24 protein-coding genes and 1 pseudogene are annotated in these 25,963 nt (G+C 70.1%); 10 read left to right on the plus strand and 15 right to left on the minus strand.

Features of this window, described 5'->3' with window-relative positions; translation table 11 throughout:
* The first annotated feature begins 48 nt into the window (after window positions 1-48).
* Genes QNA09_RS21530 through QNA09_RS21540 form a run of 3 tightly spaced genes read left to right on the plus strand, consistent with a single transcriptional unit; the run spans window position 49 to window position 5,356 of the window.
* The gene (locus tag QNA09_RS21530; protein ID WP_010596889.1) at window positions 49-1,395 is read left to right on the plus strand and encodes an aromatic acid/H+ symport family MFS transporter; all 1,347 of its coding nucleotides are present in this window, start codon (window positions 49-51) and stop codon (window positions 1,393-1,395) included.
* Between the two features lie 11 nt (window positions 1,396-1,406).
* The gene (locus QNA09_RS21535) at window positions 1,407-4,091 is read left to right on the plus strand and encodes an AAA family ATPase (RefSeq protein WP_308072481.1); all 2,685 of its coding nucleotides are present in this window, start codon (window positions 1,407-1,409) and stop codon (window positions 4,089-4,091) included.
* Between the two features lie 8 nt (window positions 4,092-4,099).
* Complete coding sequence (locus QNA09_RS21540; protein WP_040271022.1) at window positions 4,100-5,356, plus strand: benzoate/H(+) symporter BenE family transporter; 1,257 nt, start codon at window positions 4,100-4,102, stop codon at window positions 5,354-5,356.
* A 33-nt stretch (window positions 5,357-5,389) separates the two neighbouring features.
* On the opposite strand, the gene QNA09_RS21545 is transcribed toward QNA09_RS21540, so the two are convergent.
* Complete coding sequence (locus QNA09_RS21545) at window positions 5,390-5,560, minus strand: hypothetical protein (protein ID WP_017679775.1); 171 nt, start codon at window positions 5,558-5,560, stop codon at window positions 5,390-5,392.
* 196 nt (window positions 5,561-5,756) lie between these two features.
* On the opposite strand from QNA09_RS21545, the gene QNA09_RS21550 reads away from it, so the two are divergent.
* The 4 genes from QNA09_RS21550 (at window position 5,757) to QNA09_RS21565 (ending at window position 9,666) form a co-directional block, all read left to right on the plus strand.
* Window positions 5,757-6,764, plus strand: coding sequence for an NAD(P)H-dependent glycerol-3-phosphate dehydrogenase (locus tag QNA09_RS21550; protein ID WP_010596885.1), 1,008 nt, complete (start codon window positions 5,757-5,759; stop codon window positions 6,762-6,764).
* A gap of 90 nt (window positions 6,765-6,854) precedes the next feature.
* Complete coding sequence (locus QNA09_RS21555) at window positions 6,855-8,282, plus strand: NAD(P)/FAD-dependent oxidoreductase (protein WP_010596884.1); 1,428 nt, start codon at window positions 6,855-6,857, stop codon at window positions 8,280-8,282.
* 37 nt (window positions 8,283-8,319) lie between these two features.
* Window positions 8,320-9,000 (plus strand): nitroreductase, encoded by a 681-nt coding sequence (locus QNA09_RS21560; protein WP_010596883.1) that lies wholly within the window; start codon window positions 8,320-8,322, stop codon window positions 8,998-9,000.
* Window positions 9,001-9,081: 81 nt separating this feature from the next.
* Window positions 9,082-9,666 carry a sigma-70 family RNA polymerase sigma factor gene (locus tag QNA09_RS21565; protein WP_210063105.1) on the plus strand — a complete coding sequence of 195 codons (585 nt, stop codon included), beginning with the start codon at window positions 9,082-9,084 and terminating at the stop codon, window positions 9,664-9,666.
* On the opposite strand, the gene QNA09_RS21570 is transcribed toward QNA09_RS21565, so the two are convergent.
* A complete protein-coding gene (locus QNA09_RS21570) occupies window positions 9,620-10,807 on the minus strand; it encodes an AAA family ATPase (protein ID WP_119700135.1) in 1,188 nt (395 codons plus the stop codon). The two genes, QNA09_RS21565 and QNA09_RS21570, sit on opposite strands and share 47 nt — an antisense overlap.
* Window positions 10,808-10,926: 119 nt before the next feature.
* Here QNA09_RS21570 and aztD point away from each other — a divergent pair, with 119 nt between their 5' ends.
* Window positions 10,927-12,165 (plus strand): zinc metallochaperone AztD, encoded by a 1,239-nt coding sequence (aztD, locus tag QNA09_RS21575; protein ID WP_010596880.1) that lies wholly within the window; start codon window positions 10,927-10,929, stop codon window positions 12,163-12,165.
* Between the two features lie 69 nt (window positions 12,166-12,234).
* On the opposite strand, the gene QNA09_RS21580 is transcribed toward aztD, so the two are convergent.
* The 4 genes from QNA09_RS21580 to QNA09_RS21595 form a co-directional block, all read right to left on the minus strand.
* Window positions 12,235-13,311, minus strand: coding sequence for an AAA family ATPase (locus QNA09_RS21580; RefSeq protein ID WP_119700344.1), 1,077 nt, complete (start codon window positions 13,309-13,311; stop codon window positions 12,235-12,237).
* Between the two features lie 21 nt (window positions 13,312-13,332).
* Window positions 13,333-14,370, minus strand: coding sequence for an aliphatic amidase (locus QNA09_RS21585; RefSeq protein ID WP_017679779.1), 1,038 nt, complete (start codon window positions 14,368-14,370; stop codon window positions 13,333-13,335).
* 42 nt (window positions 14,371-14,412) lie between these two features.
* Window positions 14,413-15,051 carry an AmiS/UreI family transporter gene (locus tag QNA09_RS21590; RefSeq protein WP_010596947.1) on the minus strand — a complete coding sequence of 213 codons (639 nt, stop codon included), beginning with the start codon at window positions 15,049-15,051 and terminating at the stop codon, window positions 14,413-14,415.
* 80 nt (window positions 15,052-15,131) lie between these two features.
* Window positions 15,132-16,157, minus strand: coding sequence for a substrate-binding domain-containing protein (locus QNA09_RS21595; protein WP_048771466.1), 1,026 nt, complete (start codon window positions 16,155-16,157; stop codon window positions 15,132-15,134).
* Between the two features lie 154 nt (window positions 16,158-16,311).
* On the opposite strand from QNA09_RS21595, the gene QNA09_RS21600 reads away from it, so the two are divergent.
* Window positions 16,312-16,755: a MarR family winged helix-turn-helix transcriptional regulator gene (locus QNA09_RS21600; RefSeq protein ID WP_017679781.1), complete on the plus strand. Its 444-nt coding sequence runs from the start codon at window positions 16,312-16,314 to the stop codon at window positions 16,753-16,755.
* 77 nt (window positions 16,756-16,832) lie between these two features.
* Here the strand turns inward: QNA09_RS21600 and QNA09_RS21605 are convergent, their stop codons facing one another.
* The 3 genes and pseudogenes from QNA09_RS21605 to QNA09_RS21615 all read right to left on the minus strand — a co-directional run.
* The gene (locus tag QNA09_RS21605) at window positions 16,833-18,263 is read right to left on the minus strand and encodes a DUF4185 domain-containing protein (protein WP_119700136.1); all 1,431 of its coding nucleotides are present in this window, start codon (window positions 18,261-18,263) and stop codon (window positions 16,833-16,835) included.
* Window positions 18,264-18,408: 145 nt separating this feature from the next.
* On the minus strand, window positions 18,409-18,837 hold the full coding sequence (locus tag QNA09_RS21610) for a VOC family protein (protein ID WP_048771462.1): 429 nt from the start codon (window positions 18,835-18,837) through the stop codon (window positions 18,409-18,411).
* 94 nt (window positions 18,838-18,931) lie between these two features.
* Window positions 18,932-19,327, minus strand: a pseudogene (locus QNA09_RS21615) (helix-turn-helix transcriptional regulator); the annotation flags it as partial.
* Between the two features lie 237 nt (window positions 19,328-19,564).
* Here QNA09_RS21615 and QNA09_RS21620 point away from each other — a divergent pair.
* Window positions 19,565-20,791, plus strand: a complete 1,227-nt coding sequence (locus QNA09_RS21620; RefSeq protein WP_010596941.1) for a glycosyltransferase 87 family protein — start codon at window positions 19,565-19,567, stop codon at window positions 20,789-20,791.
* Here the strand turns inward: QNA09_RS21620 and QNA09_RS21625 are convergent.
* The 6 genes from QNA09_RS21625 to QNA09_RS21650 all read right to left on the minus strand — a co-directional run bounded on the left by QNA09_RS21625 (window position 20,761) and on the right by QNA09_RS21650 (window position 25,850).
* Entirely contained in the window at window positions 20,761-21,090 is a 330-nt protein-coding gene (locus tag QNA09_RS21625; RefSeq protein ID WP_003934551.1) for a branched-chain amino acid transporter permease, read from the minus strand. The two genes, QNA09_RS21620 and QNA09_RS21625, sit on opposite strands and share 31 nt — an antisense overlap.
* A complete protein-coding gene (locus QNA09_RS21630) occupies window positions 21,083-21,775 on the minus strand; it encodes an AzlC family ABC transporter permease (RefSeq protein ID WP_040271036.1) in 693 nt (230 codons plus the stop codon). The genes QNA09_RS21625 and QNA09_RS21630 overlap by 8 nt, the downstream gene beginning before the upstream one ends.
* Window positions 21,706-22,080: a WhiB family transcriptional regulator gene (locus QNA09_RS21635; protein WP_017679785.1), complete on the minus strand. Its 375-nt coding sequence runs from the start codon at window positions 22,078-22,080 to the stop codon at window positions 21,706-21,708. The genes QNA09_RS21630 and QNA09_RS21635 overlap by 70 nt, the downstream gene beginning before the upstream one ends.
* 90 nt (window positions 22,081-22,170) lie before the next feature.
* Window positions 22,171-23,184 carry a glucose-6-phosphate dehydrogenase (coenzyme-F420) gene (gene fgd, locus QNA09_RS21640; protein ID WP_248957367.1) on the minus strand — a complete coding sequence of 338 codons (1,014 nt, stop codon included), beginning with the start codon at window positions 23,182-23,184 and terminating at the stop codon, window positions 22,171-22,173.
* A gap of 93 nt (window positions 23,185-23,277) precedes the next feature.
* On the minus strand, window positions 23,278-24,888 hold the full coding sequence (locus QNA09_RS21645) for an NAD(P)/FAD-dependent oxidoreductase (RefSeq protein ID WP_248957368.1): 1,611 nt from the start codon (window positions 24,886-24,888) through the stop codon (window positions 23,278-23,280).
* Window positions 24,889-24,902: 14 nt separating this feature from the next.
* On the minus strand, window positions 24,903-25,850 hold the full coding sequence (locus QNA09_RS21650) for an alpha/beta hydrolase (RefSeq protein WP_010593992.1): 948 nt from the start codon (window positions 25,848-25,850) through the stop codon (window positions 24,903-24,905).
* Between the last annotated feature and the right edge of the window lie 113 nt (window positions 25,851-25,963).

Genomic DNA, 25,963 nt, shown 5'->3' on the forward strand with positions numbered 1-25,963 from the left:
CTTTCTGCCCCGTTTTCCTTGTGACCGCACTCACAGACCGGAGCCGACATGGCCGACAACACAACCGCCTGGGCGAGTCCCCGGCACCGCAACAGCGTCATCTGGGTCGTCGCCCTCGCCACGCTGGCGATCATCTTCGACGGCTACGACCTCGTCGTCTACGGGACGATCCTGCCCACACTGATGGCCGACCCCACCCAGATCGGCGCGATCTCCGCGCAGCAGGGCGGCGCGCTCGGCTCGTACGCCCTCATCGGCGTCATGGTCGGCGCCCTGCTCAGCGGCGCGTTCGGCGACCGGATCGGGCGGCGGAAGATGATGCTGATCAACATCGTCTGGTTCTCCGTCGGCATGGGCGCCACCGCGATGGCCACCAGCATCACCTCCTTCGGCATCCTGCGCTTCTTCACCGGCATCGGCGTCGGCGGTCTCGTCGCCACCGCGGGCGCCGTGGTGGCCGAGTTCGCCCCGCCCGGAAAGCGGAACCTGTTCAACGCGATCGTCTACAGCGGCGTCCCCGCCGGTGGCGTCCTCGCCTCCCTGCTCGCCATCGTGCTGCGCGACGCCATCGGCTGGCGGGGCCTGTTCTGGATCGGCGCACTGCCCCTGGTGATCCTGCTGCCCCTGGCCCTGGTCAAGCTCCCCGAATCCCCGATGTGGCTGCAGGCGCGCGGACGGACGGACGAGGCCGCCGCGGTCTGCGACAAGTTCGGCCTCCCGCGGCCCACGGCCGCTCCGGCCCCGGCCGAGAAGGTCGGCTTCGCCGCCCTGGCCACCCGCCGCTACGCGTGGGGCACGACCCTGCTCGGACTGATGAGCTTCGCCGGGCTGCTGCTGACCTACGGGCTGAACACGTGGCTGCCGAAGATCATGGCCGACGCCGGCTACGACGCGAAGGGTTCGCTCGCATTCCTGCTGGTCCTCAACGGCGGCGCGATCATCGGTGGCCTCCTGGCCTCCCGGATCGCCGACGGCCGCGGCCCCCAGCCGGTCATCGCCACCACGTTCGGTCTCGCCGGACTGGCACTGATCCTGCTCACCTTCGGGTTCCCGCTGCCGGTCCTGCTGACCGCGGTGGCGATCGCCGGGGTCGGCACGATCGGCACCCAGGTGCTCATCTACGGGTTCGTCTCCAACTACTACGAGACGGCCGCGCGCGGTGCCGGCGTCGCCTGGTGCGCCGGATTCGGCCGGCTCGGCGGCATCTTCGGTCCCATCATCGGCGGCCTGCTCATCGGCGCCGGGCTGAGCAACGACGTGAGCTTCTACATCTTCGCCGGCATCGCCGTGGCCGGCGCCCTGGTGACGGTGTTCGTCCCCGTCCGGCAGGGTGCGCAGTACGTTGCCAGAACCCCGGAGGCCGCGGCGGCGAGCCCCACTACCGTGGAAGTGTGACTCAACCCACCATGTTGGTCGGACGTACCCGGGAGCTCTCCGAGCTCGACCGTCACCTCGGCGAGGCGCGAGCCGGTTCACCCGTGCTCGCCCTCGTCGAGGGTCCGCCGGGTATCGGCAAGTCCGCTCTGGTGCAACGATTCACCGAGCTGCTCGACGACTGGCAGGTGCGCACGTCCGCGGGTGTCCCGTGGGAGGCGCGGCGCGCGTGGAGCACCGTCGAGCAACTGCTGCAGGCCCCCGCCACCGGACGTGATCCGGTGGAGGTGGCGCACGAGTTGTTGTCCCTGGTGGACGATCCCACCGTCCTCGTCGTCGACGACGCCCACTGGTCCGATTCCGAGTCCCTGCAAGCCCTGTCGTCGGCCGTCCGCCGGGCGCACGGCAGGCAGTTGCTCGTCCTGCTGGTGATCGTGGACCCGCTGCCGGACACGATCCCGGACGGCACCCGGCAGGTGCTCGACCATCACCGTGCCGTCTCCGTGCACGTGGGACCGCTCGGGCCGCAGGACATCGCCCAGCTCGCCCTCACCCGCATCGGGGTGGACCTGTCGCCGTGGACCGCGCGGCGGCTGTTCGAGCACACCCACGGCACCCCCCGTCCGGTTCTGCAGTTGCTCGACGAGATCCCCCGCGACCAGTGGCAGCACTGGCAGGCCCGGTTCCCGGCCCCGCAGGAACGAGCGGGTGCCGTGCGCCGCACGCTGGACCGCTGCCCCGCCGAGACCCGGGCCCTCGTGGAGGCGGCGGCCGTCCTCGGCCCGGAATGCACCCTGACCCAGGCGGCGGCACTGGCCGGGCTGGCGGACCCGACCGCGGCGCTCGACGCCGCACACACCGCCGGAGTGCTGCGCCGGCGCGAACAGCGCGGCACGGTCACCCTCGTCTTCCCGGATCCGATGACCCGCGCCGCCGTCGCCGACGACATCGGCCCCGCCCGCTGGCGCGACCTCAACGCCCGCGCCGCCGAACTGGTCGACGACGAGGGGGCCGCGCTCACCCACCTGGTGTCCGCCACCGCCACCGCCGACGCGGACCTGGCAGACCGCCTCGACCGGTACGGCCGGCGCCGCGCCGCCGTCGGCGCCTGGTCGGATGCCGCCGAGGCGCTGATCGTCGCGAGCGGCATCAGCCCCGACCGCGACCAGCGCGCGCAGCGGCTGATCCGCGGTGTCGACGCGCTCACCGGCGCGGCGGACCTGCCCCAGGCGCTGACGTTCGTTCCGGCCGTCGAGACCGCGCCCGACGGTTCCATGCGCGACGTGGTGCTCGGCTATCTCGCCATTCAGCGTGGGCGGCAGGACGAGGCCGCCCAACTCCTCGGCCGCGCATGGCAACTGCTCCCGGACCCGGCCCGGGACCCGGACCTGGGGGCGATGATCTGCCAGCGCATGGTGCTGCACTCGCTGGCCCGGCTCGACGGGGCAGGCCTCGTCGAATGGGCCGACCGTGCGTCGTCCCTCGTCGCCGCGGACACGCCCGCCGCCGTCGAGTCGGCCGCGATCCGGGGGCTCGGCCTGGCCATGACCGGCCACGTCGACGAGGCCCGCGCCTCGTACGCCGCGCTGCCGGAGAGCGTGCGGCTGGGCGCCCAGGGCCAGCGCATCCGCATGGCGGAGGGCTGGCTGGCGCTCGCGCTCGACGAGCCGGAGCGGGCCCGAGCGGAACTGGAGAGTGCGGAACCGACGGTCTTCCGCGGGGGATCGATCCGGATCTCGCTGTGGGCGCAGGCGTGGCTGGCCCGCACCGAGTTCGCGCTCGGCGCCTGGGACGACGCCGTCCGCACGGTCGACCGCGCCGCCGCACAGCTCGACACCGCGGGCCTGGATCTGCTTCGGCCACTGGTGCATTGGACGGGTGCCCAGGTGCATGCCCTGCGGGGCGACTGGACTCTGGCCCGCGAGCACCTGCGACGTGGCCGCGCGGGCGCCACCGACTACGCCGTCATGGTAGTCCCGGCCTGCCTCGCGGCCGCCCAGTGCGCCGAGGTCGCCGCCGACTACGACGGCGTCCTGCGGCACCTCGCGCCGCTCACCGCGCATCGACGACAGGCGTTGGTGGAGCCGGGTTTCTGGCCGTGGCCGGACCTGTATGCGAATGCCCTCGTGATGACCGGACGCGTCGACGAGGCCGACGAATTCCTCCGTCCGTTCGAGGACCTGGCCGGCTCGCGGGGGCACCTGTCCGCCCGGGCGCGGCTCGGATACGTGCGCGGACGGATCCACGGGGCGCGCGGGGACATCGACGCCGCACGCGAGACCTTCGAAGCGGCGCTCGAGAACCTGGCGACGTTGTCGTTGCCGTACGACCGGGCACGGGTGAACTTCGCGTACGGCCAGACGCTGCGGCGGGCCGGGCGGCGACGGGAGGCGGACGCGGTGATGCGCACCGCCCGGGAACTGTATGCGACGCTCGGCGCGACGTCGTACGTGCAGCGCTGCGACCGCGAGCTCAAGGCCGGTGGGTTGAAGGCGAGCGGCGACGGTACGCGCCGGTCGCACATGGATCTGGCGGCGTTGACGCCGCAGGAGAAGGCGGTCGCCGCGCTGGTGGCCGCGGGCAACACCAACAAAGACGTGGCGGGTGAGCTGTTCCTGTCGGTGAAGACGGTGCAGTACCACCTGACCCGGGTCTACGCGAAGCTCGGCATCCGTTCGCGCAGCGAGCTCGCCGCCCGGTTCCGTGAGGAGGAGTGAGGAAGCGAATGACAGCAGTCGACGAGAAGACCACTGCCCCCGGCGATACCGATCTGCTCGAGCGGCCTGCCCGGCCCCTCACCCGGCCGCGCCGGGTGCTGCGGGATCTCGGCGTCGAGTACGCGGCGAACGGCGTGATCGGCCTGGTGTTCTCGTCGACGGGCCCGGTCGCGGTCGTCCTCGCGGCGGGAGCGGCCGGTGGGCTCGGCGCGGCCGAACTCGCGTCGTGGATCTTCGGGATCTTCGTTCTCAACGGGGTGCTGACGATCGCAATGAGCGTCGCCTACCGGCAGCCTCTCGGCTTCGCCTGGACGATTCCGGGCACGATCCTCGTCGGCGGATCGCTGGGGCACCTGTCCTGGCCGGAGGTGATCGGCGCGTTCCTGGTCACCGGCCTGCTGGTGCTGGTGCTGGGGGCGTCCGGACTGGTGCGACGGGTGATGGAGGCGCTGCCGATGCCGATCGTCATGGCGATGGTGGCGGGCGTCTTCCTGAAGTTCGGCGTGGACCTGGTGGCCGCGCTCGGCGCGGACGTCGCGATCGCGGCGCCCATGGTGCTGACGTTCCTGGCGTTGAGCGCGTTCGGGCGGATCGGCCGGTGGTTGCCACCGATCCTGGGGGCGCTGATCGCCGGGGCGGTGGCGGTGTCCGCGTCGGGGCGCTTCTCGCCCGCCCCGGGCGGATCGGGCATCTTCGCGTCGCCAGTCTTCACCGCACCGGTGTTCACCTGGACGGCGTTGCTGGAGTTGGTGATTCCCCTGGCGATCACCGTGCTGGTGGTGCAGAACGGGCAGGGCATCGCCGTGCTCACGGCGGCCGGGCACCGGCCTCCGATCAACGTCACCACGATCGCGTGCGGGGTGTGGTCGCTGGGCGCGGCCTGCGTGGGTGCGGTGTCGACGTGCCTGACCGGTCCGACGAACGCGCTGCTCACCGCGTCCGGGGAGCGGAGCCGCCAGTACACGGCGGCCGTGTGCTTCGGGCTGTACTCGATCGTGTTCGGGTTGTTCGCGCCGCTGTTCGTGCGGTGGATGACGGCCGCGCCGGCAGCGTTCGTCGCGACCCTCGGGGGTCTGGCGATGCTGCGGGCGTTGCAGGGCGCGTTCGTGACGGCGTTCGCCTCGAAGTACACGATGGGGGCGCTGGTGGCGTTCGTCGTCACGGCCGCGAACGTGACGTTCTGGAACATCGGTGCGGCGTTCTGGGGGCTGGTGGCCGGGGTGCTCGTGTCGCGGCTGCTCGAGCGGGACGACTGGACCCGGTGACACCGGCGGGTGCGCGAACGCACCCGCCGGCCCTCAGCGACCGAACAGCGAGGAGAGGAAGCCGGACTTCGCCTCGGGAGCGGAGTCCTGGTCGCAGGTGCACCGCTCGGTGACCGCTACGGACTTCATCACGCTGTCGACGTGCTGGCCGCAGCCGCCCCAGCCGGTCTTTCCGCACTTGGAGCAGGTGACGGGGTAACACATGGGCGTCCTCCTCGGGGGATGATCGGAATCTGCCGTCAATATACCCCCTGGGGTATGAATCATGCCAGTGTGCGCATGCGCACATGCGGGACGACGGCGACAGAGGACGGGCAAACCGCGAAAATCCGGCGCCGGGACGGGCGAACTGACACCCTGAGGCCGTACCGTCCCTCCGCGCAGACAGGATCCACAACCCATGGCACGTCCGGTTCGCGTCGTCGTCCTCGGTTCCGGTTCGTGGGGTACCACCGTCGCAGGACTGTCGGCTCGCAACACCCCGACCCTGCTCTGGTCCCGCAACCCGGACACCGCCCGGGAGATCGACGAGGAGCACCGCAACACCCGGTACCTCGGCGAGCGAACCCTGCCGGCCAACCTTCGCGCCACCTCGGACCTCCTCGAGGCCGCGCACGAGGCCGACGTGCTGGTGGTCGGGGTGCCGTCCCACGCCGTCCGCACCACCCTCGCCGAGATCTCGAACGAGGTGCGGGCCTGGGTGCCGATCCTCTCGCTGGCGAAGGGACTCGAACCGGGCACCCGCCTGCGACCGACCGAGGTGATCGGCGAATGCCTGCCCGGTCACCCGGTGGGACTGCTGGCCGGGCCGAACATCGCCGGAGAGGTTGCCGACGGGATGGCGGCGGCCGCCGTGGTGGCCACCGCGGACGAACGCGTCGCGGCGGCCCTGCAACCGCTGTTCGCCTCGAAGGTCTTCCGCGTGTACCGCAACACCGACGTCCTCGGCTGCGAACTGGGCGGGGTCCTCAAGAACATCGTCGCGATCGCGGCAGGCATGGCCGAGGGGCTGCGGGTCGGCGACAACACCCGGGCGATGGTGCTCACCCGGGGGCTCGCCGAGATGACCCGGCTCGGCGAGGTGATGGGAGCCAACCCGCGGACGTTCGCAGGCCTGACCGGGATGGGCGACCTGATCGCGACGTGCACGAGCCCCGCGTCGCGCAACCGCCGGATCGGCGAGGCCCTCGCGAGCGGACTCACCCTCGACGAGGCGGTGGCCCGGCTGGGCCAGGTCGCGGAGGGCGTGAAGACCGCCCCGACGGTGATGGAACTCGCGCGCGAGTACGACGTGGAGATGCCCATCGCCGCCGAGGTCGAGGCCGTCGTGGCCGGCCGCCGCTCCCCCGCCGACGCGTACCGGGGACTGCGCCGCGTCACCCCGGGCAACGAGGAGGACGTGGTCTGATCGGGAAATATCCGGCACTCTCGGACACGAGCAAGAAGGCGAAATACTTCCCGATTTGCCTGGTGAACCCGCAACTTGCACACTGTTCAAGTGATCGAAGCCGAAGCACTCGTGGTCGGAGCCGGCTTCGCCGGGCTCGGTGCCGCCGCACACCTGCGGCAACGCGGACGCGACGTCCTCGTCCTCGAACGCGACGGCGCCCTCGGCGGGACTTGGCGCGACAACACCTACCCGGGGTGCGAGTGCGACATCCATCCCGCCCTGTACTCGTACTCGTCCGCACCCCAGGCCGCCTGGGCCCGCGGCCGCGCGACCCAGCCCGAGATCCTCGCGCACCTGCACGCGTTCGCCGCAGAGAACGGACTCGCCGACCGGATCGTGTACCGCACGGCCGCCGTCGGATGCCGGTGGGACGAGACGACGGGCCGCTGGCACGTGCGCACCGACCGCGGCCCGGACTACGCGGCCCGATTCCTCGTCCTGGCCACCGGCGCCCTGAACGTCCCGCAGGTCCCCCGCCTCGACGGCTCCTTCGGCGGCCCCGCCTTCCACACCGCCCGGTGGGACCACGACGCCCACCTCCCCGGGCGGCGCGTGGGCGTGATCGGGACCGGCGCGAGCGCCGCCCAGGTGATTCCGCATCTCGCGGACGTCGCCGACCACCTCACCCTGTTCCAGCGCACGCCCGCCTGGGTGCTGCCGCGCCGCGAACAGCGCCTGCCGCTGCCGCACCGGGCGCGCCGGACGGTCGAGTACTGGCGCGGCGAAGCGCTCGTCCCCGCGCTCACCGGGTCCGGCCGTCGGCTCACCCGCCTCGAGTCCCGGGCGCTGCGGCACCTGCACCGGCAGGTGCCCGACCCGGACCTGCGTCGCGTCCTGACCCCGCGGCACCGGATCGGCTGCAAGCGAATCCTGTTCTCCGACAGCTACTATCCCGCACTCGCCCGGGACTCCAGCACGGTGGTCACCAGCCCGATCGCGGAACTGCGCCCGCACGGCGTGCGCACCGCCGACGGCCGGGACCACGCGGTCGACGTCCTGGTGTACGCGACCGGATTCCGGGTCTCCGCCGCCCTCGCGGGCCTGCCGGTGGTCGGTCGCGACGGCCGCACCCTGCTCGAGCGGTGGGGCCGCGACGGCGCGTCGGCGCACCTGGGCACGACCGTGGCCGGGTTCCCCAACGCGTTCCTGCTCGGCGGTCCCAACACCGGTATCGGCCACACCTCGCTGCTGTTCATGATCGAGAGCCAGCTCCGCTACGTCGCCGCCGCGATGGACGCCGCCGACCGGGAGGGCGCCGCTCTCGAGGTGCGGGCCGCCGCGCAGCGGGAGTTCGCCGACGAGATGCGCCGACGCTCGTCGGGCACCGTGTGGACCAGCGGGTGCCGGAGCTGGTACCTGGACCGCGGCGAGGTCAACCGGTCGCTGTGGCCGGCCTCGTCCTGGGGATACCGGCTCCGGACCCGGCGGTTCGACCGGGAGAACTACCTCACCGCCGGTCCCGCACGACGGGCCTGAACGAGCGCTATACAGGTGCCTGTGCGACCCTGGTCACATGACGATCGACCACGGCGCCTCGCTCTCGGCACTGCTCGACACCCGCTATTCCTGCCGGGCGTTCCTGTCCAAACCGGTACCCCGCGAGGACATCGAGACGATGCTGCGCATGGCGCAGCGCACCCCGTCCTGGTGCAACTCCCAGCCGTGGGAGGTCGTCCTGGTCGGCGGGGACGCCGTCGAGCGGCTACGGAGCGCGGTGTACGAGCAGGCGGCCTCCGGTCGGCTCGACCCGGACATCCCCGGCCCCGCCGAGTACCGCGGGGTGTACGCCGAGCGTCGCCGCGGCGCCGGTTACGCCCTCTACAACAGCCTCGGCATCGCCCGCGACGACTACGCCCGCCGCACCGAGCAGATGCTCGAGAACTACCGCTTCTTCGGAGCCCCGCACGTCGCGATCGTCACGACCGACAAGGCCCTCGGCACCTACGGCGCGGTCGACTGCGGTGGGTACGTCGCCACCCTGCTCCTCGCCGCGCAGGCCCTCGGCATCGCCGCCGTCCCGCAGGCCGCCGTCGCGATGACCGCCGGCGCCGTCCGCCGCGAACTCGGCATTTCCACCGAGCGCGACATCGTGTGCGCGATCTCCTTCGGATACGCCGACGAGAGCCACCCCGCCAACACCTGCCGCACCGACCGGGCGAGCCTGGACGACACCGTGCGGTGGGTGGAGGAGTAACCACCCCAGGGGTCCTGGCCCGGGGCGCCCGGGCGACGGATGGTGGAACTCCCCACCTTCCACCGCCCGAGAGGACACCCCGTGCACCGCATCGAAACCGAGGAACTGCTCCGCCGATGGGTACCGCGCGCCGTCGCCGGTGAACCGCACGCCGTCGGCGTGGTGGTGAGTTCCGTTCGCCCCCATGTGCTGAACTTCTGCGCCGCACGCATGGACGAGGGGACCCGCGCGCACACCCCCGCCGAGGACGTCGCCCAGGAGGTGTGCCTCGCCCTGACCCGGGCGCTCCCGCGCTACCAGGATCGCGGTGCGTCGCTGCTGCGCTTCGCCTTCGGCATCGCCACGCACAAGGTCGCGGACGTCCGGCGCAAGGCCGCGCGCACCGTGACACCGCTGCACGACGTCGCCGGCCCCGGACCGGAGGAGGGCGTCCTCGACGAGGAGCTGCGGTCCGCGGTCCGCCGGCAACTCACACTACTGCCGGAGCAGCAGCGCCGCGTGGTGCAGCTGCGGATCCTGCAGGGCTACAGCGCCGAACGCACCGCCGCGCTGCTCGGCACGTCGGTCGGCGCGGTCCGCATCGCCCAGCACCGGGCCCTGCAGCGAATCCGACTGCAACTCAGTCGTGCTGAGCGCGCAGATACCGTCCGAAGTGCGGCACGGTGAATCCGATGAAGCCCCGCTCGGCGGAATAGATGAGCCCCTTCTTGATGAGTCCGTCGCGCGCGGGCGACAGCGACGCCGGCTTGCGACCGAGTTCGGCTGCGATCTTGGACGTCGCGACGGGACCGTCGTCGCCGGAGAGGTCGGCCATCGCGCGCATGTACTCGCGCTCGGCGGGCGTGGCGCGTTCGTACCGGGAGCCGAAGAACCCGACGGCCAGTTCCTCTTCGGCGGCGGGCGCGCCGACCCGCACGTCGTCGGCGGTGATGGGGCTCGTCGCCGCGACGTCCCACGTCGCCTTGCCGTAGGCCTGGACGAAGTAGGGGTATCCGTCGGCGGTCTCGTAGAGCGCGTCGAGCGCTTCGGCCGTGAAGGTCACGCCCTCGCGCTCGGCCGGCGCGAGGAGCGCGACGTCGGCGGAGCCGCGGTCGAGCCGGTCGATCCGGTGGTAGCTGAACAGCCGCTCCGAGTAGCTCTTCGACGCGGACAGCACCGCCGGGAGGTGGGGCAGGCCGGCGCCGACCACGATGAGGGGCGCGGCGTCCTGGCTCAGTTCGTGACACGCCCCGCAGATCGCGGAGATGTCCCCCGCGCCGAGGTCCTGCATCTCGTCGACGAACAGCGCGATGCCCACCCCCACGTCGCGGGCGAGCCCGGAGGCGTCGATCAGCAGCTCGACGAGATCGATCTCGAGGTCCCCGGTGTCGGCGCGCCCCTTGACGGCGGGGGCGTCGATGCCGGGCTGCCACCGTTCGCGCATGCCCTTGTCCGCGGTCGCCCGCAACGCGAACGACTTCAGCACGCCGAGGAAGTACTCGACCGATTCGGGGTGCGGGTGGGCCGGAGCGATCTCACGCACGGCCATGTGCAGCGCCGACGACAGCGGCCTGCGCAGGTCCTGATCGGGCCGGGCCTCGATCTTGCCGGTGCCCCAGCTCCGCGAGATCGCCGCGGAGCGAAGCTGATTGAGCAGGACCGTCTTGCCGACGCCGCGCAGCCCGGTGAGCACGACGCTGCGTTCGGGTCGGCCGCGGGCGATCCGTTCGAGCACCACGTCGAAGGCGTCGAGCTGCTTCGCCCGGCCGGCGAGCTCGGGCGGACGCTGCCCCGCGCCGGGAGCGTACGGGTTGCGGACCGGGTCCATCGGTCGATGGTAACGGCGTCGCGTACGGACGCCTCCCTCCTGCCGCCGCGTGTCGCGGATGCAGGCATTCGCATAATAGACTTTGACATTCGTTTGCAATAAGGCGTAGATGTTCCGGCATGACGTCCTCCCGAAGCCTCGCGCTCACCGCAGGGCTGGCCACCGTGCTCCTGGCCGGCTGCGCCACCGCGCTCCTGGCCGGCTGCGCCACCTCCACCGCCGACGACACCGCCGCGCCCGCCACCACCTCGGCCGCGCCCGCCGAAGTCGCCGCCGCCGAGCCCCGGCTCGCCCTCACCTACGACGGGGGCGTCCTCGTCCTCGACGCGAACGACCTCGACGTCGTCGCCGATCTGCCGCTCGACGGATTCAACCGACTCAATCCCGCCGGCGACGGCCGGCACGTGTTCGTCTCCACCGCCGGCGGCTTCCGCGTCCTCGACACCGGCAGCTGGTCCGAACCCCACGGCGACCACGCGCACCACTACGCGGGCACTCCGGCACTCACCGACGTCGAGTTCGCCGCCACCAAGCCCGGGCACGTCGTCCGGCACGCGGGCCGGACCGTGCTCTTCGACGACGGCACCGGCCGCATCGACATCCTCGACCCCGCGGGGCTCGCCGACGGCAAGCCCCGGACCGACACGTACACCACTCCGGAAGCGCACCACGGCGTGGCGGTCGCGCTGGCCGACGGCAGCCTGATCGTCACCCTCGGCGACAGCGAGTCCCGCACCGGCATCGCCGTGCTCGACGCCGAACGCCGGGAGGTCACCCGCAACGAGCAGTGCCCCGGCGTGCACGGCGAGGCCGTCGCCGCCGACGAGACCGTCGTGCTGGGCTGCGAGGACGGCCTGCTCGTCTACCGTGACGGCACGATCACCAAGGTCACCTCGCCGGACCCGTACGGCCGGATCGGCAACCAGGCCGGATCCGAGGAATCCCCCGTCGTTCTCGGCGACTACAAGAGCGATCCGGACGCAGAACTCGAACGACCCCAGCGTATTTCGCTCACCGATACCCGCACCGGCGAGCTGCGGCTCGTCGATCTCGGCACCAGCTACACGTTCCGCTCGCTCGGGCGCGGCCCCCACGGTGAGGCACTCGTCCTGGGCACCGACGGCGCGCTGCACGTGATCGACCAGAACAGCGGCGCGGCGGTCCGGCGCATCGACGTCCTCGCCCCGTGGACCGAACCCGACGAGTGGCAGTCGCCGCGCCCGGCCCTGTACGTGCAGGGTCACACCGCCTACGTCACGGACCCGGCGAGCAACGCGCTGCACGCGGTCGATCTCGACTCCGCCCAGGTGCGGACCGCGTCCCTGCCGCAGACCCCCGACGAGATCACCGGCACCTAGCCTCGCGGCTCTGGCCGAATGTCACACCGGTTCGATGACATCGAACCGGTGTGACATTCGGTCCGGGAATCAGGAGGGTTCAGGGTGACCGGGCGCGGCTCGGCGGGTCACCCGGATCCCGCCGTCGCCGGCGGTGACCGACAAGGTCAGTCGGGTGGAACCGTGCGGCCGATGCTCGAGCACCGCCGCTGCTATCGGTTCGGTCACCAGGTTTCGGATGGTGCGCCGAAGTCCTCGTGCTCCGTAGACCGGGTCGAATCCACGGGCGCAGACGAGGGCGACGACGTCGGATCCGATGTCGACCGCGATCGCTCGGCGGGCGAGCCGGCGTGTGACGATCTCGATCTCCCGGCGCGTCAGTTCCTCAGCCGTCCGGTCGTCGAACTCGTTCAGCACCACCGTGTCGTCGAGGCGGTTGAAGAACTCGGGATCGAAGAACCGTTCCACCGCGTTCCGAACGACGACGCGGCTGCCCTCCGACCGTGGCCCCCATCCGGCGCGGCGAGCCAACCGCGCCCACGGGGCGCGTCGTCTTCGTGCCACCTCGCGGGATCCGAGGTTCGACGTGAGGAACACGTAGCTGTTGCGGAACGAGATCGTCTGCTGGCCGTTGGCGAGCCGCAGTTCCCCGTGGTCGAGGATCTGCAGGAGCGCCCTCAGAACGGTGGTATCCGCCTTCTCCACCTCGTCGAAGAGCACGATTCCCGGGGTGTACGGGTCGCCTTCGATCCTGCTCCTGTCGAACAGCGTGAACGACTCCTTGCTGCCTGCGTACCCGGGTGGCGCTCCGGAGAAGGAGGCGGCGTAGTGCTCTTGGGCGAGCGTGTTCATGTCGATCCGGCACATGTCGTCGGGTCCGGACCGCAGCTCCGCCGCGACTCGACGGACGAGTTCGGTCTTGCCGACGCCGGTGGGTCCGACGAGGAGGATGTTGGCGAGGGGACGGGTCGGGTCGTGCGCGCCGACCCGTGCCAGCGACACGGCGCGGACGACCGCGTCGATCGCGGGCCGTTGCCCGACGATGCAGGCGTTGAGCCGGTGCGACAGCATCGTCGGATCCCCCTCGTCCGCTGGGGCGTCGGCCGGTTCCGCGACCTTCACCCGGGTGCGATTCTGGTCGTGGAACATGTCGGTGAGATAGGGCATCTGGGCTCCCGGCATCCGCGGCTACGCCTCGGCGGTCTCTTCGACGGGCAGCGAACCGACTCGGCAGTCGGCCACTCCCACCGTATCTCTCGTGATGGCCTCGACACGTTCCTGCGCCTTCCGAGCATCGGTCACCCACAGCTTGTAGAACTCGAACGGGCAGTCCGCGACCCCCTTGTCTCCGTCGCCGGCCGCGTGGACACCGGAGTAGCCGCGGTGCAGCAGCTTGAAGAGGTGGTTCTGCGACTGGTCGTTCTCGCGAGCGTCGCGGATGGCCGAGACCGACAGCTGGGCATACTGGATGCCGTACTCCTCTTCCCCGGTCTCCCCGAGGGTGCGTCCGTCGAATCCGATGATCGCCGAGTGCCCGAAATAGGAGTAGACACCGTCGAACCCGGCGGCGTTCGCGACGGCGACGTAGCAGTTGTTCGCCCACGCCATCGCCTTCGACATCAGCACCTGCTGGTCTTTCGCGGGGTACATGTAGCCCTGGCAACGCACGATCAGTTCGGCGCCCTTCATCGCGCAGTCACGCCAGATCTCGGGGTAGTTGCCGTCGTCGCAGATGATCAGGGAGATCTTCAGTCCCTTGGGACCGTCGGTGACGTGCGTGGTGTCACCCGGGTACCAGCCCTCGATCGGGCACCAGGGCAGGATCTTGCGGTACTTCTGGACGATGTCGCCCCGATTGTTCACCAGGATCAGGGTGTTGTACGGCGGCTTGGCCGGGTGGTCTTCGTGCTGCTCACCGGTGATCGAGAAGACGCCCCACGTGTCGGCCTCCCGGCACGCCGCCGAGAAGATCGCCGTTTCGTCGCCGGGGATGGTCGCTGCAGTCGCGTACATCTCCTGCTCGTCGTACATGATTCCTTGCGTCGAGTACTCGGGGAACACCACCAGGTCGAGTCCGGGCAGACCCGACTTCATCCCGATCATCATGTCGGCGATGCGTCGTGCGTTGTCGAGCACCCCGGCCTTGTCGTGCAGGCGCGGCATCTTGTAGTTGACCACCGCCACGCCGACGGTGTCGCTGCTGGAGGAGATGTCTCCGTGTCGCATATCGTGCTCCTTCTTCGAGTTCGCCCGGCGCGGTCGCCGGGCTCAGTTGTGGACGGGACCGTATTGGGGGGAAGGCTTTTCGTCGGGACGAGCGGATGCAGGGAAGCCGAGCGCAGCGGCGATCCCCACGAGGACGGCGAGGACCGACGCCCACCCGGCCGCGGTGAACGCGGTGGCGTGGAGGCTGCCGGTCAAGGCGAGGAACGCCGGGACGGTACATGTCGGCTGGCTGAGGAGGATCGCGACCCATCCCGTGAATCGGGTGAGTCCGTCGAACCCGAGAGCGAGGACCAGGAAGAACAACGCCCACAGGAACGCCCACGAGAGCCAGATGACCCCGAAGACGGGGTCGCCGACGACGGTGAACGACAACGCCGAGTAGACGAGGGCGGCGACCGCGACGAAGCCGGAGAACCATCCGATGCCCTGCGGCTCGAGTCCGGCCAGGTTCACGATTCCCACGTACAGATAGGTGAACCCGAACAGGTACAGGCCGGATGCGGCCAGAACGTCCGCCGTGTCCCCCTGGGCCTGGATCAGCAGGGCGGTAGGTATGACGCACTGCAGTGCGCCGACGAACAGGTTCAACACTGCGGCCGACCTGACAGGTACGACGGAGAGGAGCATCAACCCGTTGACGAGGAGGACCGCTCCCACGTACAGCAAACCGACATTGCCCACCGGACACCTCGCCTTACTTCCAAATGAAACTGTTTCGAATGAAAGTAGTGGCCCGCGCCACACATGTCAACGAGTGTTCGTCAGAACGACGTGAGGATCTCGAAGTCGACGCCGTCAGCGATGGACAGGTGAATCCTCTGTCGAGCCACTCCGTTTCGGAACTCGACCGGGCCTCGCGGTCCGTCGAACGCAGTCCCGTCCACCACGTCGTCGAGATCGGCCGTATCCGCCGTTCCGGCGCGGGCCACGAGACTGGCCAAGGTGTTCATGCCTTCGTAGCAGGACTCGGCGGCATTGTTCAGCGCGGGCGCGTGCGGCCCGTGCATCGCTACGTACCCGGTGAGCAGATCCATCGAGTCGGCGCCGACCAGGGAACGGAAGTAGGCGGCGGCGACGTAGAGGTTCTTCGTCGCCGCCGGCCCACTCGCAAGCAGCATGTTCTCTTCCATGAGAGGGCTGAATCGGACGACCCGGTCGGCGAGTCCTCGCCGCGCGAAGGCCCGGTTGAACTCGACGGCATCCTGGCCGACGAGGAGCATCACCACCCCGTCGCACCGGGAAGCCGCGACCGCGTCCACGACATGTCTCATGTCGGCGCGCCCGAGGTCGACGAACGACTCGCCGACGATCTGCAGGTCGAACTCGTGCGCGTACATGCGTATCGCGCCGAGGGAACCGCGGGGCCATACGTAGTCGTCCCCGACGACGAACCAGCGCCGCGTCCCTACGTTCTCCCGCAGCCATTTCAGCGCAGGCGCGATCTGCTGCGCGGGGGTTTCGCCGCAGCAGTAGACGCCGCCTCGGCTCTCACCTCCCTCGTAGAGGGAGGTGTAGGCGTACGGAACGCGGCCGGTCACCACCGGGGCGATGGCATGACGCACGGACGAGATGTGCCAGCCGCTGACCGCATCGATCGCACGAGTGGACACGAGACGACGAATCTCGGTGGCGATCCGCCGGGGGTCGCCGCCTCCGTCCACGATCTGGACACAGACCTCGCGACCGAGGACGCCGCCCGACGAATTCAGGTCGCGCGCCGCCAACTCGCTCACCGCTTCGCAGGACGGGCCGAACAGACCGGCCGGCCCCTGCAGCGGCACGACCATGGCCACGCGCCACTGTGACGCGCGTGCACGATCGAGCACCGCGCTCACGTCGATGCCCTCACGGCACCGCGGGCCACGACCCGCACGTAGGCTATCATTTCACTTGGAAGTATTATTGGCGAGGCGCGAACTATGCAATAGCTCGGGGGCTGTCATGTCGGACAAGGGTGTTGCCACCTCGATGGAAGCATCTGCGACGACCGCGCTCGTCCTCGCCGCACGCCTCGCCGCACAGTCGATCGAGACCGTCCTCTCGTCCGACGAGCTCAACATGGACCACTTCCTCGTACTCGAGGCACTCGCGGTCCGGCCGGGACTGACGATGGCCGAACTGCGCGATCGGACCCGGACCCCGGCGCCGACACTCACTCGGGTCGTCGACCGCCTGGTCTCCGTTGCGGCGGTATACCGCGAGGTCGATGCCCACGATCGCCGGAAGACCCGGGTCTATCTGAGCGTGCGGGGCAAGAAGCTCTTCGACCGCCTCTCCGCGTCCGTTCGCGACGTCGAGCAGGCATGGCCGGGACCGCTCCCCGACGGCCTGCCCGATCACGTGCACCCGGTCCTCGCCGCGTTGGAGGAGGCCGCCGGCCGCTAACCTCGTGGCCGAATGTCACATGGGTTCGATGTCATCGAACCGGTGTGACATTCGGTCCGGGCGCATGTGCGCGTGGTTCAACGGTCGAGTCTCGCCCGCAGCAGGAAGGTGTTGTAGTCCGACCACGTCGAGAGCATGAAGTACAGGTCCTCGTCCGTCGACCACGGATGCATGAACCCGCCGTACAGCTCGGGGTGCTGCTCCACCCCGACCAGCCGCGCGCTCTCCGACCACGCCCCCTGGGGCGACTCCGCCTCCCGCACGACGATCGCGGCCTCGGCGGTGTCGAGGTACGTCATCTGCCAGCGGTCCGCGACGGCGTCGTAGCGCACGGACAACTCCCCGGCGGGGCCGTGCACGACGGGCGTCGCCGCGGTGTATCCGCCGACGGGGGTCCAGTTCCCGTCGCGCCAGTACTGGTAGGCGCGCGGCTCGAGCACCCGGTCCTCGGGCACCCGGGCCAGCGCCACCGCGCCGAGCCGGGTGTTGGGGGTGCCGAACAGGTACACGTAGCCGTGCGCCGGCACCGCCGCGGCCACCTGAAAGTTGGTGACGCCGAAGATGTTGTCCCACTTCGCATGCGGATCCTCGACCCAGGTGGAACCACCGTCGTCCGAGTACGCGATGCCCCCGTGGTTGGTCCACCACGTGCCGGGGATGCTGTTCCACGTCCGGATGGACATGTACGTCAGGTACTGGCGGCCGCCGATCGCGAATCCCGACGTCGGGATCGTGGTGATCTCGACGTTGTCGAGCTTGCGGCTGCCGAGGATCTCCGCGGCGTGGCATCGCGAGTCCTGGATCATCGAGTCGAAGTTCATCCCGTCCGTCAGGTCCCGGTCGGTGGAGAAGGCCAGCACGTTGCTGCGCCAGTCGCCGCCCTGCCCGCCCGGCGGATGGAAGCCCCGGCCGACGGTGTCGCCGAACGCGACGGCGATCCGGCCTGGCTCCGACTCCCACATGAGGCCGAGATCGGTGCCGTACACCTGCCAGCGCTTGTCCGTCCGGTTGACGGACCCGGCACCGGTCTGCTTCGCCACGGTGGCGACCTCGACGACGCGCGGAGCCGGAGGGGCGGGGACCCGCGGGGCGGGCTCGATCGGCGGGGTCTCGGGCGCCGGCGGTGGCGGCGGCGCGGCACCCTCCCCGGGCACCGGAATGCCGAGGTGGAAGGGGCTGGGCTTCAGGGCGATCCGGGGGAAGACCGGATCCGGATGGGCCGGCTCGTCGGTCAGGTCCGGGCACGGATCGGTGCACGGATCGACCGGCAACGGCGGTGGATCGATCCGTACCGGGTCCGGTTCCGGCGCCGGATACGGCACGGTGGTGATCACCGGATACGGCACCGGAATGTCGAGATCCTTCGGGACCAGCGACTCGTGCCGCCACGTGTCGCCGGCACACGGTCCGCTCCCCGGTACCCCGTCCGTCGCGGGCTCGTCGGCGCGGGCCGGCGTCGCCGCCAGCACCGCCACGAGCAGGGCGATCGCCGACGCCTGCCACCTCATGGGTTCCCCTCCCGTGCGTCACGGCGCCGGACGGACCGGCGCCGCACAGGAGGGTACCGCCGGCGCGGCGCGGTGGCGTCGCACGCGGATCTGCGGCTTTATATCCCTGTCTCGGAAAATCCCGAGAGAAGCGAAGAATTCCGAATCAACGGAAGTCGCCGGGCGTGTACTCACGGGGTTCCACCAGCACGAGCCAGTTGCCCGAGTTGTCCCGGAACACCGCCTCGACCCCGTAGGGACGCTCGGACGGCGGCTGGGTGAACTCGACGCCCCTGGCCGTGAGCTCCTCGTACGCTGCGCGGCAGTCCGTGGTGCGGAGCCCGAAGCCGCCCATGGTGCCGTCGGCCAGCGCGCGACGAACGGCCCCGGCCATCTCCGGGTTCAGGGGTGGGCCGGGCACCATCAGCGTCACCTCGAGTTCCGGGTGGTCCGGGTGCGCGACGGTCACCCAGCGGAAGCCCTCACCCATCGCCACGTCGGCGGTTTCCACGAACCCCAGCGTGTCGAGGTAGAACTTCTTCGCCGCGTCCTGATCGGTGACATAGAGGGTCACCAGGGAGATGTTCGTGATCATGGCGTGTCCTCCGGATCGGTGATGTGGCACGTCTCGACCGTAGAGCGACGGGCACGGTGCGAGCTTCTCCGAAATTGCGCAGTTCAGCGGAGGTCGCTAAGCCGTGCATGAACACCCAGCAGCCCGGGATGCGCGGCGCCCCGGACTCGGCGAAGGCGGCCTGATACTCGCTGGGGGTGACCCCGACCAGCCGACGGAACCTGGTGCTGAACGACCCGAGGCTGCTGCACCCGACGAGGTGACAGATCTCCGTCACGGTCGGATTCGTCGCGCGCAGCAGGTCCTGCGCCCGCTCGATGCGGCGTTCGGTGAGGTGGACGCCGGGCGTCCTGCCGTACACGGCGGTGAAGCAGCGCAGGAAGTGGTACTTCGAGACCCCCGCGGCGGCGGCGAGCCCGGTGAGGTCGAGAGGTCGCGCGTACTCCCGGTCCGCGAGATCACGGGCGCGGCGCAGATGCGGCAGGAGCTCCTCGGGCACGCGGCGCGGCATGCGGCCAGTGTCGCAGCGCCCCACGACAGGAATTTCTGTCCGTGTCTAGGCGACGGGGTAGAGACCGCGATTTCGTCACGACGTCGTGATACACGACACACGCCGAAACTGCCCGAACAGGACAAAGCGGCCGGAAACGTGCTGGGAGACCGGGCAACCCGCGTATCCGGCCCCGAAGGCAACGATTGTGTAACGTATCCGGGAGGTTCCTGTCCCGACAAGCGGAGGTGATCGTCCGTGCTGCTGTCCGAAGTTCGAGCCCGGCCCGGGTACTCGCTGCTCGTGGGGGCAGGGCTGCTCGTGTCGGCCGTGGTCGCAGGCATCCACCTCGAGAACGCTGTCACCGGATACCTGATGGACCTGTCGGTCTTCCGCGACGCGGGGTGGGCGTTCCTGCACCACACCCCCCTCTACACCGAGGGCTTCCACACCAGTTCGGGCTTCCGCTTCATCTATCCGCCGTTCGCGGCGTTCCTCTTCGCCCCGCTGCCCCTGCTGAACGCGACATTGATGCAGGTGCTGTGGACCGCAGGCCTGATCGGCCTGGTGTGGTGGGTGCTGAAGGTCTCGCTCGAGCACATGGACGTCCGTCGCGCGAACCTGGTCGCGACCGCCGGACTGGGCGTGGCGCTCTGGCTCGAGCCCATCCGCTCCAACTTCCTGTTCGGGCAGATCAACATCCTCCTCATGGCCCTCGTCGTCGCCGACGTCCTCGGCGTGATCCCGCAGCGGTTCCGCGGCGTCGGGATCGCCCTCGCCGCCGCGATCAAGGTGACCCCGGCCGCGTTCGGTGTGCTGTTCCTGCTCCGGCGGGACATGCCGTCGGCGGCGCGCGCCTTCGGTGCGTTCCTCGCCGTGGCGGGCTTCGCGTACTGGCTCCGCCCGGAGTCCTCCGTGTACTTCTGGACCACCGAGGCCTGGGCCACCGACCGGGCCGGGGACCAGGACTTCTTCCGCAATCAGGCGCTCAGCGGCCTGCTTGCCCGGCTGGGCGTCGAGGGGCACGCCTACACCGCCGCCTGGCTCGCGGGCGTCGCACTCGTCGTCCTCGGGGCGCTGTGGGCCGCCCACCGCTTCACCCGATCGGGCGAGCACGTCGTCGCGCTCGGGGTGATCGCGCTCGCGACCCTGCTCGCGGCGCCCATCGCGGTGACGCATCACTGGGCCTACAGCGTGCTGCTCGTCGCGGTCGCGCTGGCTCCGCGGTACCGCTCGTGGTGGCCCGTGCTGCTGCCGGCCGCGCTGGTCTTCCTCGTCGGGCCCAACTACCTGCTCGAGGACACCTCCACGCACGGCTGGGTCGAGTCGGCCATCCAGCAGACTCTCGGCAACGCCCAGTGCGTCACCGGACTCGTGGTGCTCGTCGCGGCGGCCGTCGCGGCCCGGTCCCGCCGTCCCGGCACGGTTCCGGCACCGGCCGGCGCTCGCGCCGCTCAGCTCCAGAACGCCCCGGCCAGGACGTAGATCGCGGTTCCGGCGACGGTGCTCAGCGCCGCGCTCCGCCGCCACAGGTGCACCGCGACGGTTCCGGCGAGGCCCAGCACCGCCGGTAGCCACGTCGCCGGACCGACGTCGCGCAGCGTGTACATCACCAGGATGACCATCACCCCGGCCGGCATCGCGCCGCCGAGGTAGCCCACCACATCCGACTCCCGCAGCCGGGCGAGCGCGGCGAACGGGACCGCCCGCAGACCCACGGTGACGACGAACATCGCGATCAGGGCACCTACGACGTAGCCGGCGCCCGGTACCGACTCAGGCACGGGCCACCTTGTTGCGGTAGACGAACCGCAGCAGCAGATACGCCACGAACAGGCCCAGCGAGATCACCAGCATGCCGTCCTTCGACACGGTCACCCCGACGAGGCCGCACACCAGCGCGGCGGCCGACGCCGGCAGGTCGCGCCCGAGACGGAATGCGTCGAGCGCGAGCACGGCGAACAACGCCGTGAGGGCGAACTCCAGACCCGACAGTCCGGCGGGCAGCGCCGCACCGAGCAGGGCGCCCGCGGTCCCGGACGCGACCCACAGCAACTGGCACGTCGCCGCGACCGCGAGCATCCGCGCGCCGGTCAGCTCGTCGCGACGCTTGGTGGCGACGATGGCGTAGGTCTCGTCCGTGAGGGCGTAGACGCCGTACGCCCGCCCGAGCCGGCTGCGGATCTTCTCCAGCGGAAAGGACAGTCCGTAGAACACGTGCCGGAAGTTCACCAGCAGGGTCGCCGCCGCGATCGACGCCACCGGGGTCACCGCACCGATCAGGCCGACGGCGAGGAACTCCATCGAGCCCGCGTAGATCACCGTCGAAAAGACGGGCGCCCACCACCAGTCGAAACCTGCCTGCGTGAGCACGACCCCGAACGCGAGGCCGAGCGGGATCAGGCCGAGACCGACTGCCCAGGAGTCGCGGACACCCGTGCGGATCTCGGAGAGACGGCCATCTGCCATGGCTCCAGGCTATGGGGTGACCTGCTCGCCCGGCGCAGCAGGATGCGGCGCTCCTCTTCCGACATCCCGCCCCAGATGCCGTGCCGCTCCCCGGCCTCGAGGGCGTGCCGGAGACACTGGGTCAGCACGGGACAGGACTGGCAGATTCGCTTCGCGGCGCGGACGCGGTCGGTGCGTGCCTCCCCGCGCTCGTTCTCCGGATGGAAGAACGTCGCGGCGTCGGCGTCCCGGCAGGCGGCCTGCAGCTGCCAGTCCCAGGACTCCGTGATCGCCGGGGGCAGGGTCAACAGCTTGGGCGCGGGCATAGGTTCTCCCTTCGTCAGGCGGCTCCGCCGCCGGTGTGCCTTTTGGGCGGTCAGGGCAGCCCAAAAGGCACACCGGCGGCGTCAGCCGCGTCAGGCCAACGCACGCAGGCGCGGCGCCAGATCACGCTCGAACAACTCCAGAAACCGCCGCTGATCGTGCCCCGGCGCATGGAACACCAGATGATTGAGCCCGGCCTTCACATACGCCCCGACCTGCTCGACCGCCTCGTCCGGATCCGACGCCACGATCCACCGCTTGGCCACCTGCTCGATCGGCAACGCATCCGCCGCCGCCTCCATCTCGATCGGATCGTCGATCGAATGCTTCTGCTCCGGCGTGAGCGAGAGCGGCGCCCAGAACCGGCAGTTCTCCAACGCCCGCTCCGGATCGGTGTCGTAGGAAATCTTGATCTCGATCATCTTGTCGATCCCCGCCACGTCCCGGTCGGCCTTCGCGGCGCCCTCCGCCACCGCCGGCAACAGCTTCTCGGTGTAGAGCTCCATGCCCTTGCCCGAGGTGCAGATGAACCCGTCCCCCGCCCGGCCCGCATACCGCGCCACCACCGGACCGCCCGCCGCGATGTACACCGGAACCCCGCCCTCGGGCACGTCGTAGATCGACGCCCCCTTCGCGGCGTAGAACTCGCCCTCGAAATCGACCCGCTCCCCCGTCCACAACGCCCGCATCAGCCGCACCGACTCGCGCAACCGCGCGAAGCGTTCCTTGAACTCCGGCCACTGGCCTTCGTACCCGGTGGCGATCTCGTTGAGCGCCTCCCCCGTGCCCACCCCCAGCATGACCCGCCCCGGATACAGACACCCCATCGTCGCGAACGCCTGCGCGATCACCGCCGGGTTGTACCGGAACGTCGGCGTCAACACACTCGTGCCCAGCTGCAACCGCGACGTGCGCTCGCCCACCGCGGTCATCCACGCCAACGAGAACGGCGCATGCCCCCCGCTGTGCCGCCACGGCTGGAAATGATCCGACACCGTCGCCGAATCCATCCCCCGCTCCTCCGCCAGCACCGCCAGCTCCACCAGCTCCCGCGGCCCGAACTGCTCCGCCGACGCCTTGTACCCCAACTTCAGACCCTGCGACACCACGAACTCCTCGTCGTCGGAACCTCGGAAACGGCGGCAGGACGCGCCGCGGCGTGCAGCCGCGAATGCACGTCCTGCCGTTGTCGTTTCCCGTTACTTGATGGCGAAACCGCGATAGCCGTCGGCTGCGACGTCGTCGCAGATGTCACGGTAGGTGTTGAGCCCACCGACGTAGGACATGATCACCTGCGGCTTGCCCGGCACGTTGGCGCCCGTGTACCACGAGTTGCCTTCGGGGTAGAGCGTGCCCTTCGCCAGTTCGTTGTTCAGGTCGGTCCAGTCGTGCGTGTACGGTTCGAGCGCCTCGAACCGGCGGGCGCCGCGCTGCTCGAGTCGTTCGATGCAGTCGGCGGTCCACTCCACGTGCTGTTCGATCGCGCACACCACGTTGGTGAGCACGTTCGGACTGCCGGGGCCGGTGAGCATGAACATGTTCGGGAACCCGTCGACGGCGATTCCGAGGTACGTGACGGGGCCGTCCTGCCACTTCTCCTGCAGCGTCTGCCCGCCCACGCCGGAGATGTCCATCTTCAGCAGCGGACCGGTGATCGCGTCGAACCCGGTGGCGAGGACCACCGCGTCGAGCTCGTGCTCCACGCCCCCGGCCCGGATTCCCTTGTCCGTGAACTCCTCGAGCGGCGCCTCGCGCAGCGACACGAGCTCGACATTGTCCCTGTTGTAGGTCTGGAAGTAGTTGGTGTCCAGCGTGATCCGCTTGGCGCCGAGTGGATGGGTCCGCGGCGACAAGCGTTCGGCGAGCTCGGGGTCCTGCACCACAGCACGGATCTTGCTGCGGAAGAACTCCGCGATGGTCTCGTTGGCCTCCCGATTGGTGAACAGGTCGGGGTAGGCGGCGATGAGGTCGATCGCCCGGTGCCGGTTCCACCGCTCCTCGTAGGTCGCCCACCGCTCCTCCGGGGAGTGATCGAGCGCGCTGACCTCGAGGGTGTCGGTGTACTGGCCCGACGGTGTGGTCTTCGAGGTCGCCTTGAAGGTCTCGATGTTCTCCTTGAACTCCCGCTTCTCGTCCTCGGTGAGGGGACGGTTGCCACAGTCGAGGCTGAACGCCGGCGTCCGCTGGAACACGGTCAGCTTCTCGGCCTGCTCGGCGACGAGCGGGATCACCTGGACGCCGGACGAACCGGTGCCGATCACCCCGACGCGCTTGCCGGTGAAGTCGACGCCCTCACTGGGCCAGTCGGCCGTGTGGTACGTCGCGCCGCGGAAGTTCGCCAGGCCCGGGAAATCCGGCGTCTGCGACGTGGACAGACAGCCGACCGCGGTGACGAAGTACTTGGCGACGGCGACGTCTCCGCAGTCGGTGGTGATCGTCCACCGGTCGGTGTGGTCGTCGAACCGAGCCGAGTCGACCCGCGTCCGGAACCGGAAGTGCTTCTTCACATCCAGCCGGTCCGCGGCGAAGTTCAGGTAGCGCAGGATCTCCGGCTGCGCGGGATAGCGCTCGGTCCACTCCCACTCGTCGATGAGTTCGGGCGAGAACGTGTAGGCGTATTCCATGCTGATGCAGTCGCATCGAGCCCCGGGGTACCGGTTCCAGAACCAGGTGCCGCCGACGCCCTCGGCCGCCTCGAAGGCGCGGACCGTCAGTCCCATCTCCCGCAGCCGATGCACCATGTAGATGCCGGAGAATCCGGCACCCACCACGATCGCGTCGAATTCCTCTGCCGCCTTCTCGAATCCCATGCCGGCCTCCGTCCTCATCGGGCGATGTCCGCGCCGGCGAGCACGTCCTCGACCGCTTCGACGACGTAGTCCATGCCGTCCTTGGCGCCCGGCAGGACGTTCACGAACTGGAAGAAGCCGTGCATCTGTCCGGTGAACACCTTCTCGCGCACGGGGATCCCCGCCGAGCGGAGCGCCTCGGCGTACTTGCGGCCCTCGTCGTGCAGAACGTCGTGCTCGGCGAGCAGCACCGCGGCCGGCGCGACACCGGTCAGCGATTCGGCGTTGATCGGGGCGACCTCCCAGCGGGTGCGGTCCTCCGCCTCGGGCACGTACAGGTCCCAGAACCACACCATCGCGTCGCGGGTGAGCATGAGCTCGTTCGCGGGATCGAGGTAGCTGGGTGTGTCGAAGTCGCAGTCGATGACGGGGTAGGCGAGGAACTGCAGGGCGAGTTCGGGACCGTTCTCCCGGACGGCGCGCTGCGCGACCACCGCTGCGAGGTTGCCGCCGGCGCTGTCACCGCCCACGATCAGCGGGGCGTCCGCGGCCGCGTAGGTGGCCCGGTTCGCCGCGAGCCACTGCAACGCGGCCCAGGCGTCGTCGGCGGCGGCGGGGAACAGATGCTCGGGGGCCAGGCGGTAGTCGACGAGGGCGACGGCGCAACCGGTGCGTTCGGCGAGCTGCCGTCCCAGCGTGTCGTAGCCGTCGAGGCTGCCGACCACCCAGCCGCCGCCGTGCAGGTAGACGATCACGCCGCGGGCATCGCCGGTCGGGACCAGCACGCGAACCGGCACCTCGTGTCCGTCGGCACCGGGGACGGTGATGTCGTCGACTCGGGCCATCTCCGGTCCGGGGCCGCACAGCTCGATGAAGCCGTCGCTCAGCGTGCGCGCCTCCTGCGGGCTCATCTCGTGCAGCGGAGGGCCGCCTGCCTCGGCCATCTGGGTGAGGAACGCGGTGGTGGCGGAATCGAGGGCCATGGCATCTCCTTCGTGTGCGGCATGGGTTTCGACAGACGTCGACAACTCCCGATCGGATGCGCAGAGTCGGCACCCAGCGAGTGATGCACATCACCATAACCATACGCATGATT

Source organism: Rhodococcus sp. AH-ZY2, assembly GCF_030916465.1.
Lineage (GTDB): Bacteria > Actinomycetota > Actinomycetes > Mycobacteriales > Mycobacteriaceae > Rhodococcus > Rhodococcus ruber.

Excerpts from the sequence above, each read along its gene's own strand:
- QNA09_RS21650 (WP_010593992.1), bottom strand. The coding sequence starts at position 25,850 with ATGGCCCTCGATTCCGCCACCACCGCGTTCCTCACCCAGATGGCCGAG.
- QNA09_RS21535 (WP_308072481.1), top strand. The coding sequence starts at position 1,407 with ATGTTGGTCGGACGTACCCGGGAGCTCTCCGAGCTCGACCGTCACCTC.
- QNA09_RS21530 (WP_010596889.1), top strand. The coding sequence starts at position 49 with ATGGCCGACAACACAACCGCCTGGGCGAGTCCCCGGCACCGCAACAGC.
- QNA09_RS21610 (WP_048771462.1), bottom strand. The coding sequence starts at position 18,837 with ATGATCACGAACATCTCCCTGGTGACCCTCTATGTCACCGATCAGGAC.
- QNA09_RS21540 (WP_040271022.1), top strand. The coding sequence starts at position 4,100 with ATGACAGCAGTCGACGAGAAGACCACTGCCCCCGGCGATACCGATCTG.
- QNA09_RS21550 (WP_010596885.1), top strand. The coding sequence starts at position 5,757 with ATGGCACGTCCGGTTCGCGTCGTCGTCCTCGGTTCCGGTTCGTGGGGT.
- QNA09_RS21595 (WP_048771466.1), bottom strand. The coding sequence starts at position 16,157 with ATGGTCGTGCCGCTGCAGGGGCCGGCCGGTCTGTTCGGCCCGTCCTGC.
- QNA09_RS21635 (WP_017679785.1), bottom strand. The coding sequence starts at position 22,080 with ATGCCCGCGCCCAAGCTGTTGACCCTGCCCCCGGCGATCACGGAGTCC.
- QNA09_RS21545 (WP_017679775.1), bottom strand. The coding sequence starts at position 5,560 with ATGTGTTACCCCGTCACCTGCTCCAAGTGCGGAAAGACCGGCTGGGGC.
- QNA09_RS21630 (WP_040271036.1), bottom strand. The coding sequence starts at position 21,775 with ATGGCAGATGGCCGTCTCTCCGAGATCCGCACGGGTGTCCGCGACTCC.
- QNA09_RS21570 (WP_119700135.1), bottom strand. The coding sequence starts at position 10,807 with ATGGACCCGGTCCGCAACCCGTACGCTCCCGGCGCGGGGCAGCGTCCG.
- QNA09_RS21580 (WP_119700344.1), bottom strand. The coding sequence starts at position 13,311 with ATGCCCTATCTCACCGACATGTTCCACGACCAGAATCGCACCCGGGTG.
- QNA09_RS21600 (WP_017679781.1), top strand. The coding sequence starts at position 16,312 with ATGTCGGACAAGGGTGTTGCCACCTCGATGGAAGCATCTGCGACGACC.
- QNA09_RS21560 (WP_010596883.1), top strand. The coding sequence starts at position 8,320 with ATGACGATCGACCACGGCGCCTCGCTCTCGGCACTGCTCGACACCCGC.
- QNA09_RS21645 (WP_248957368.1), bottom strand. The coding sequence starts at position 24,888 with ATGGGATTCGAGAAGGCGGCAGAGGAATTCGACGCGATCGTGGTGGGT.
- aztD (WP_010596880.1), top strand. The coding sequence starts at position 10,927 with ATGACGTCCTCCCGAAGCCTCGCGCTCACCGCAGGGCTGGCCACCGTG.
- QNA09_RS21585 (WP_017679779.1), bottom strand. The coding sequence starts at position 14,370 with ATGCGACACGGAGACATCTCCTCCAGCAGCGACACCGTCGGCGTGGCG.
- QNA09_RS21605 (WP_119700136.1), bottom strand. The coding sequence starts at position 18,263 with ATGAGGTGGCAGGCGTCGGCGATCGCCCTGCTCGTGGCGGTGCTGGCG.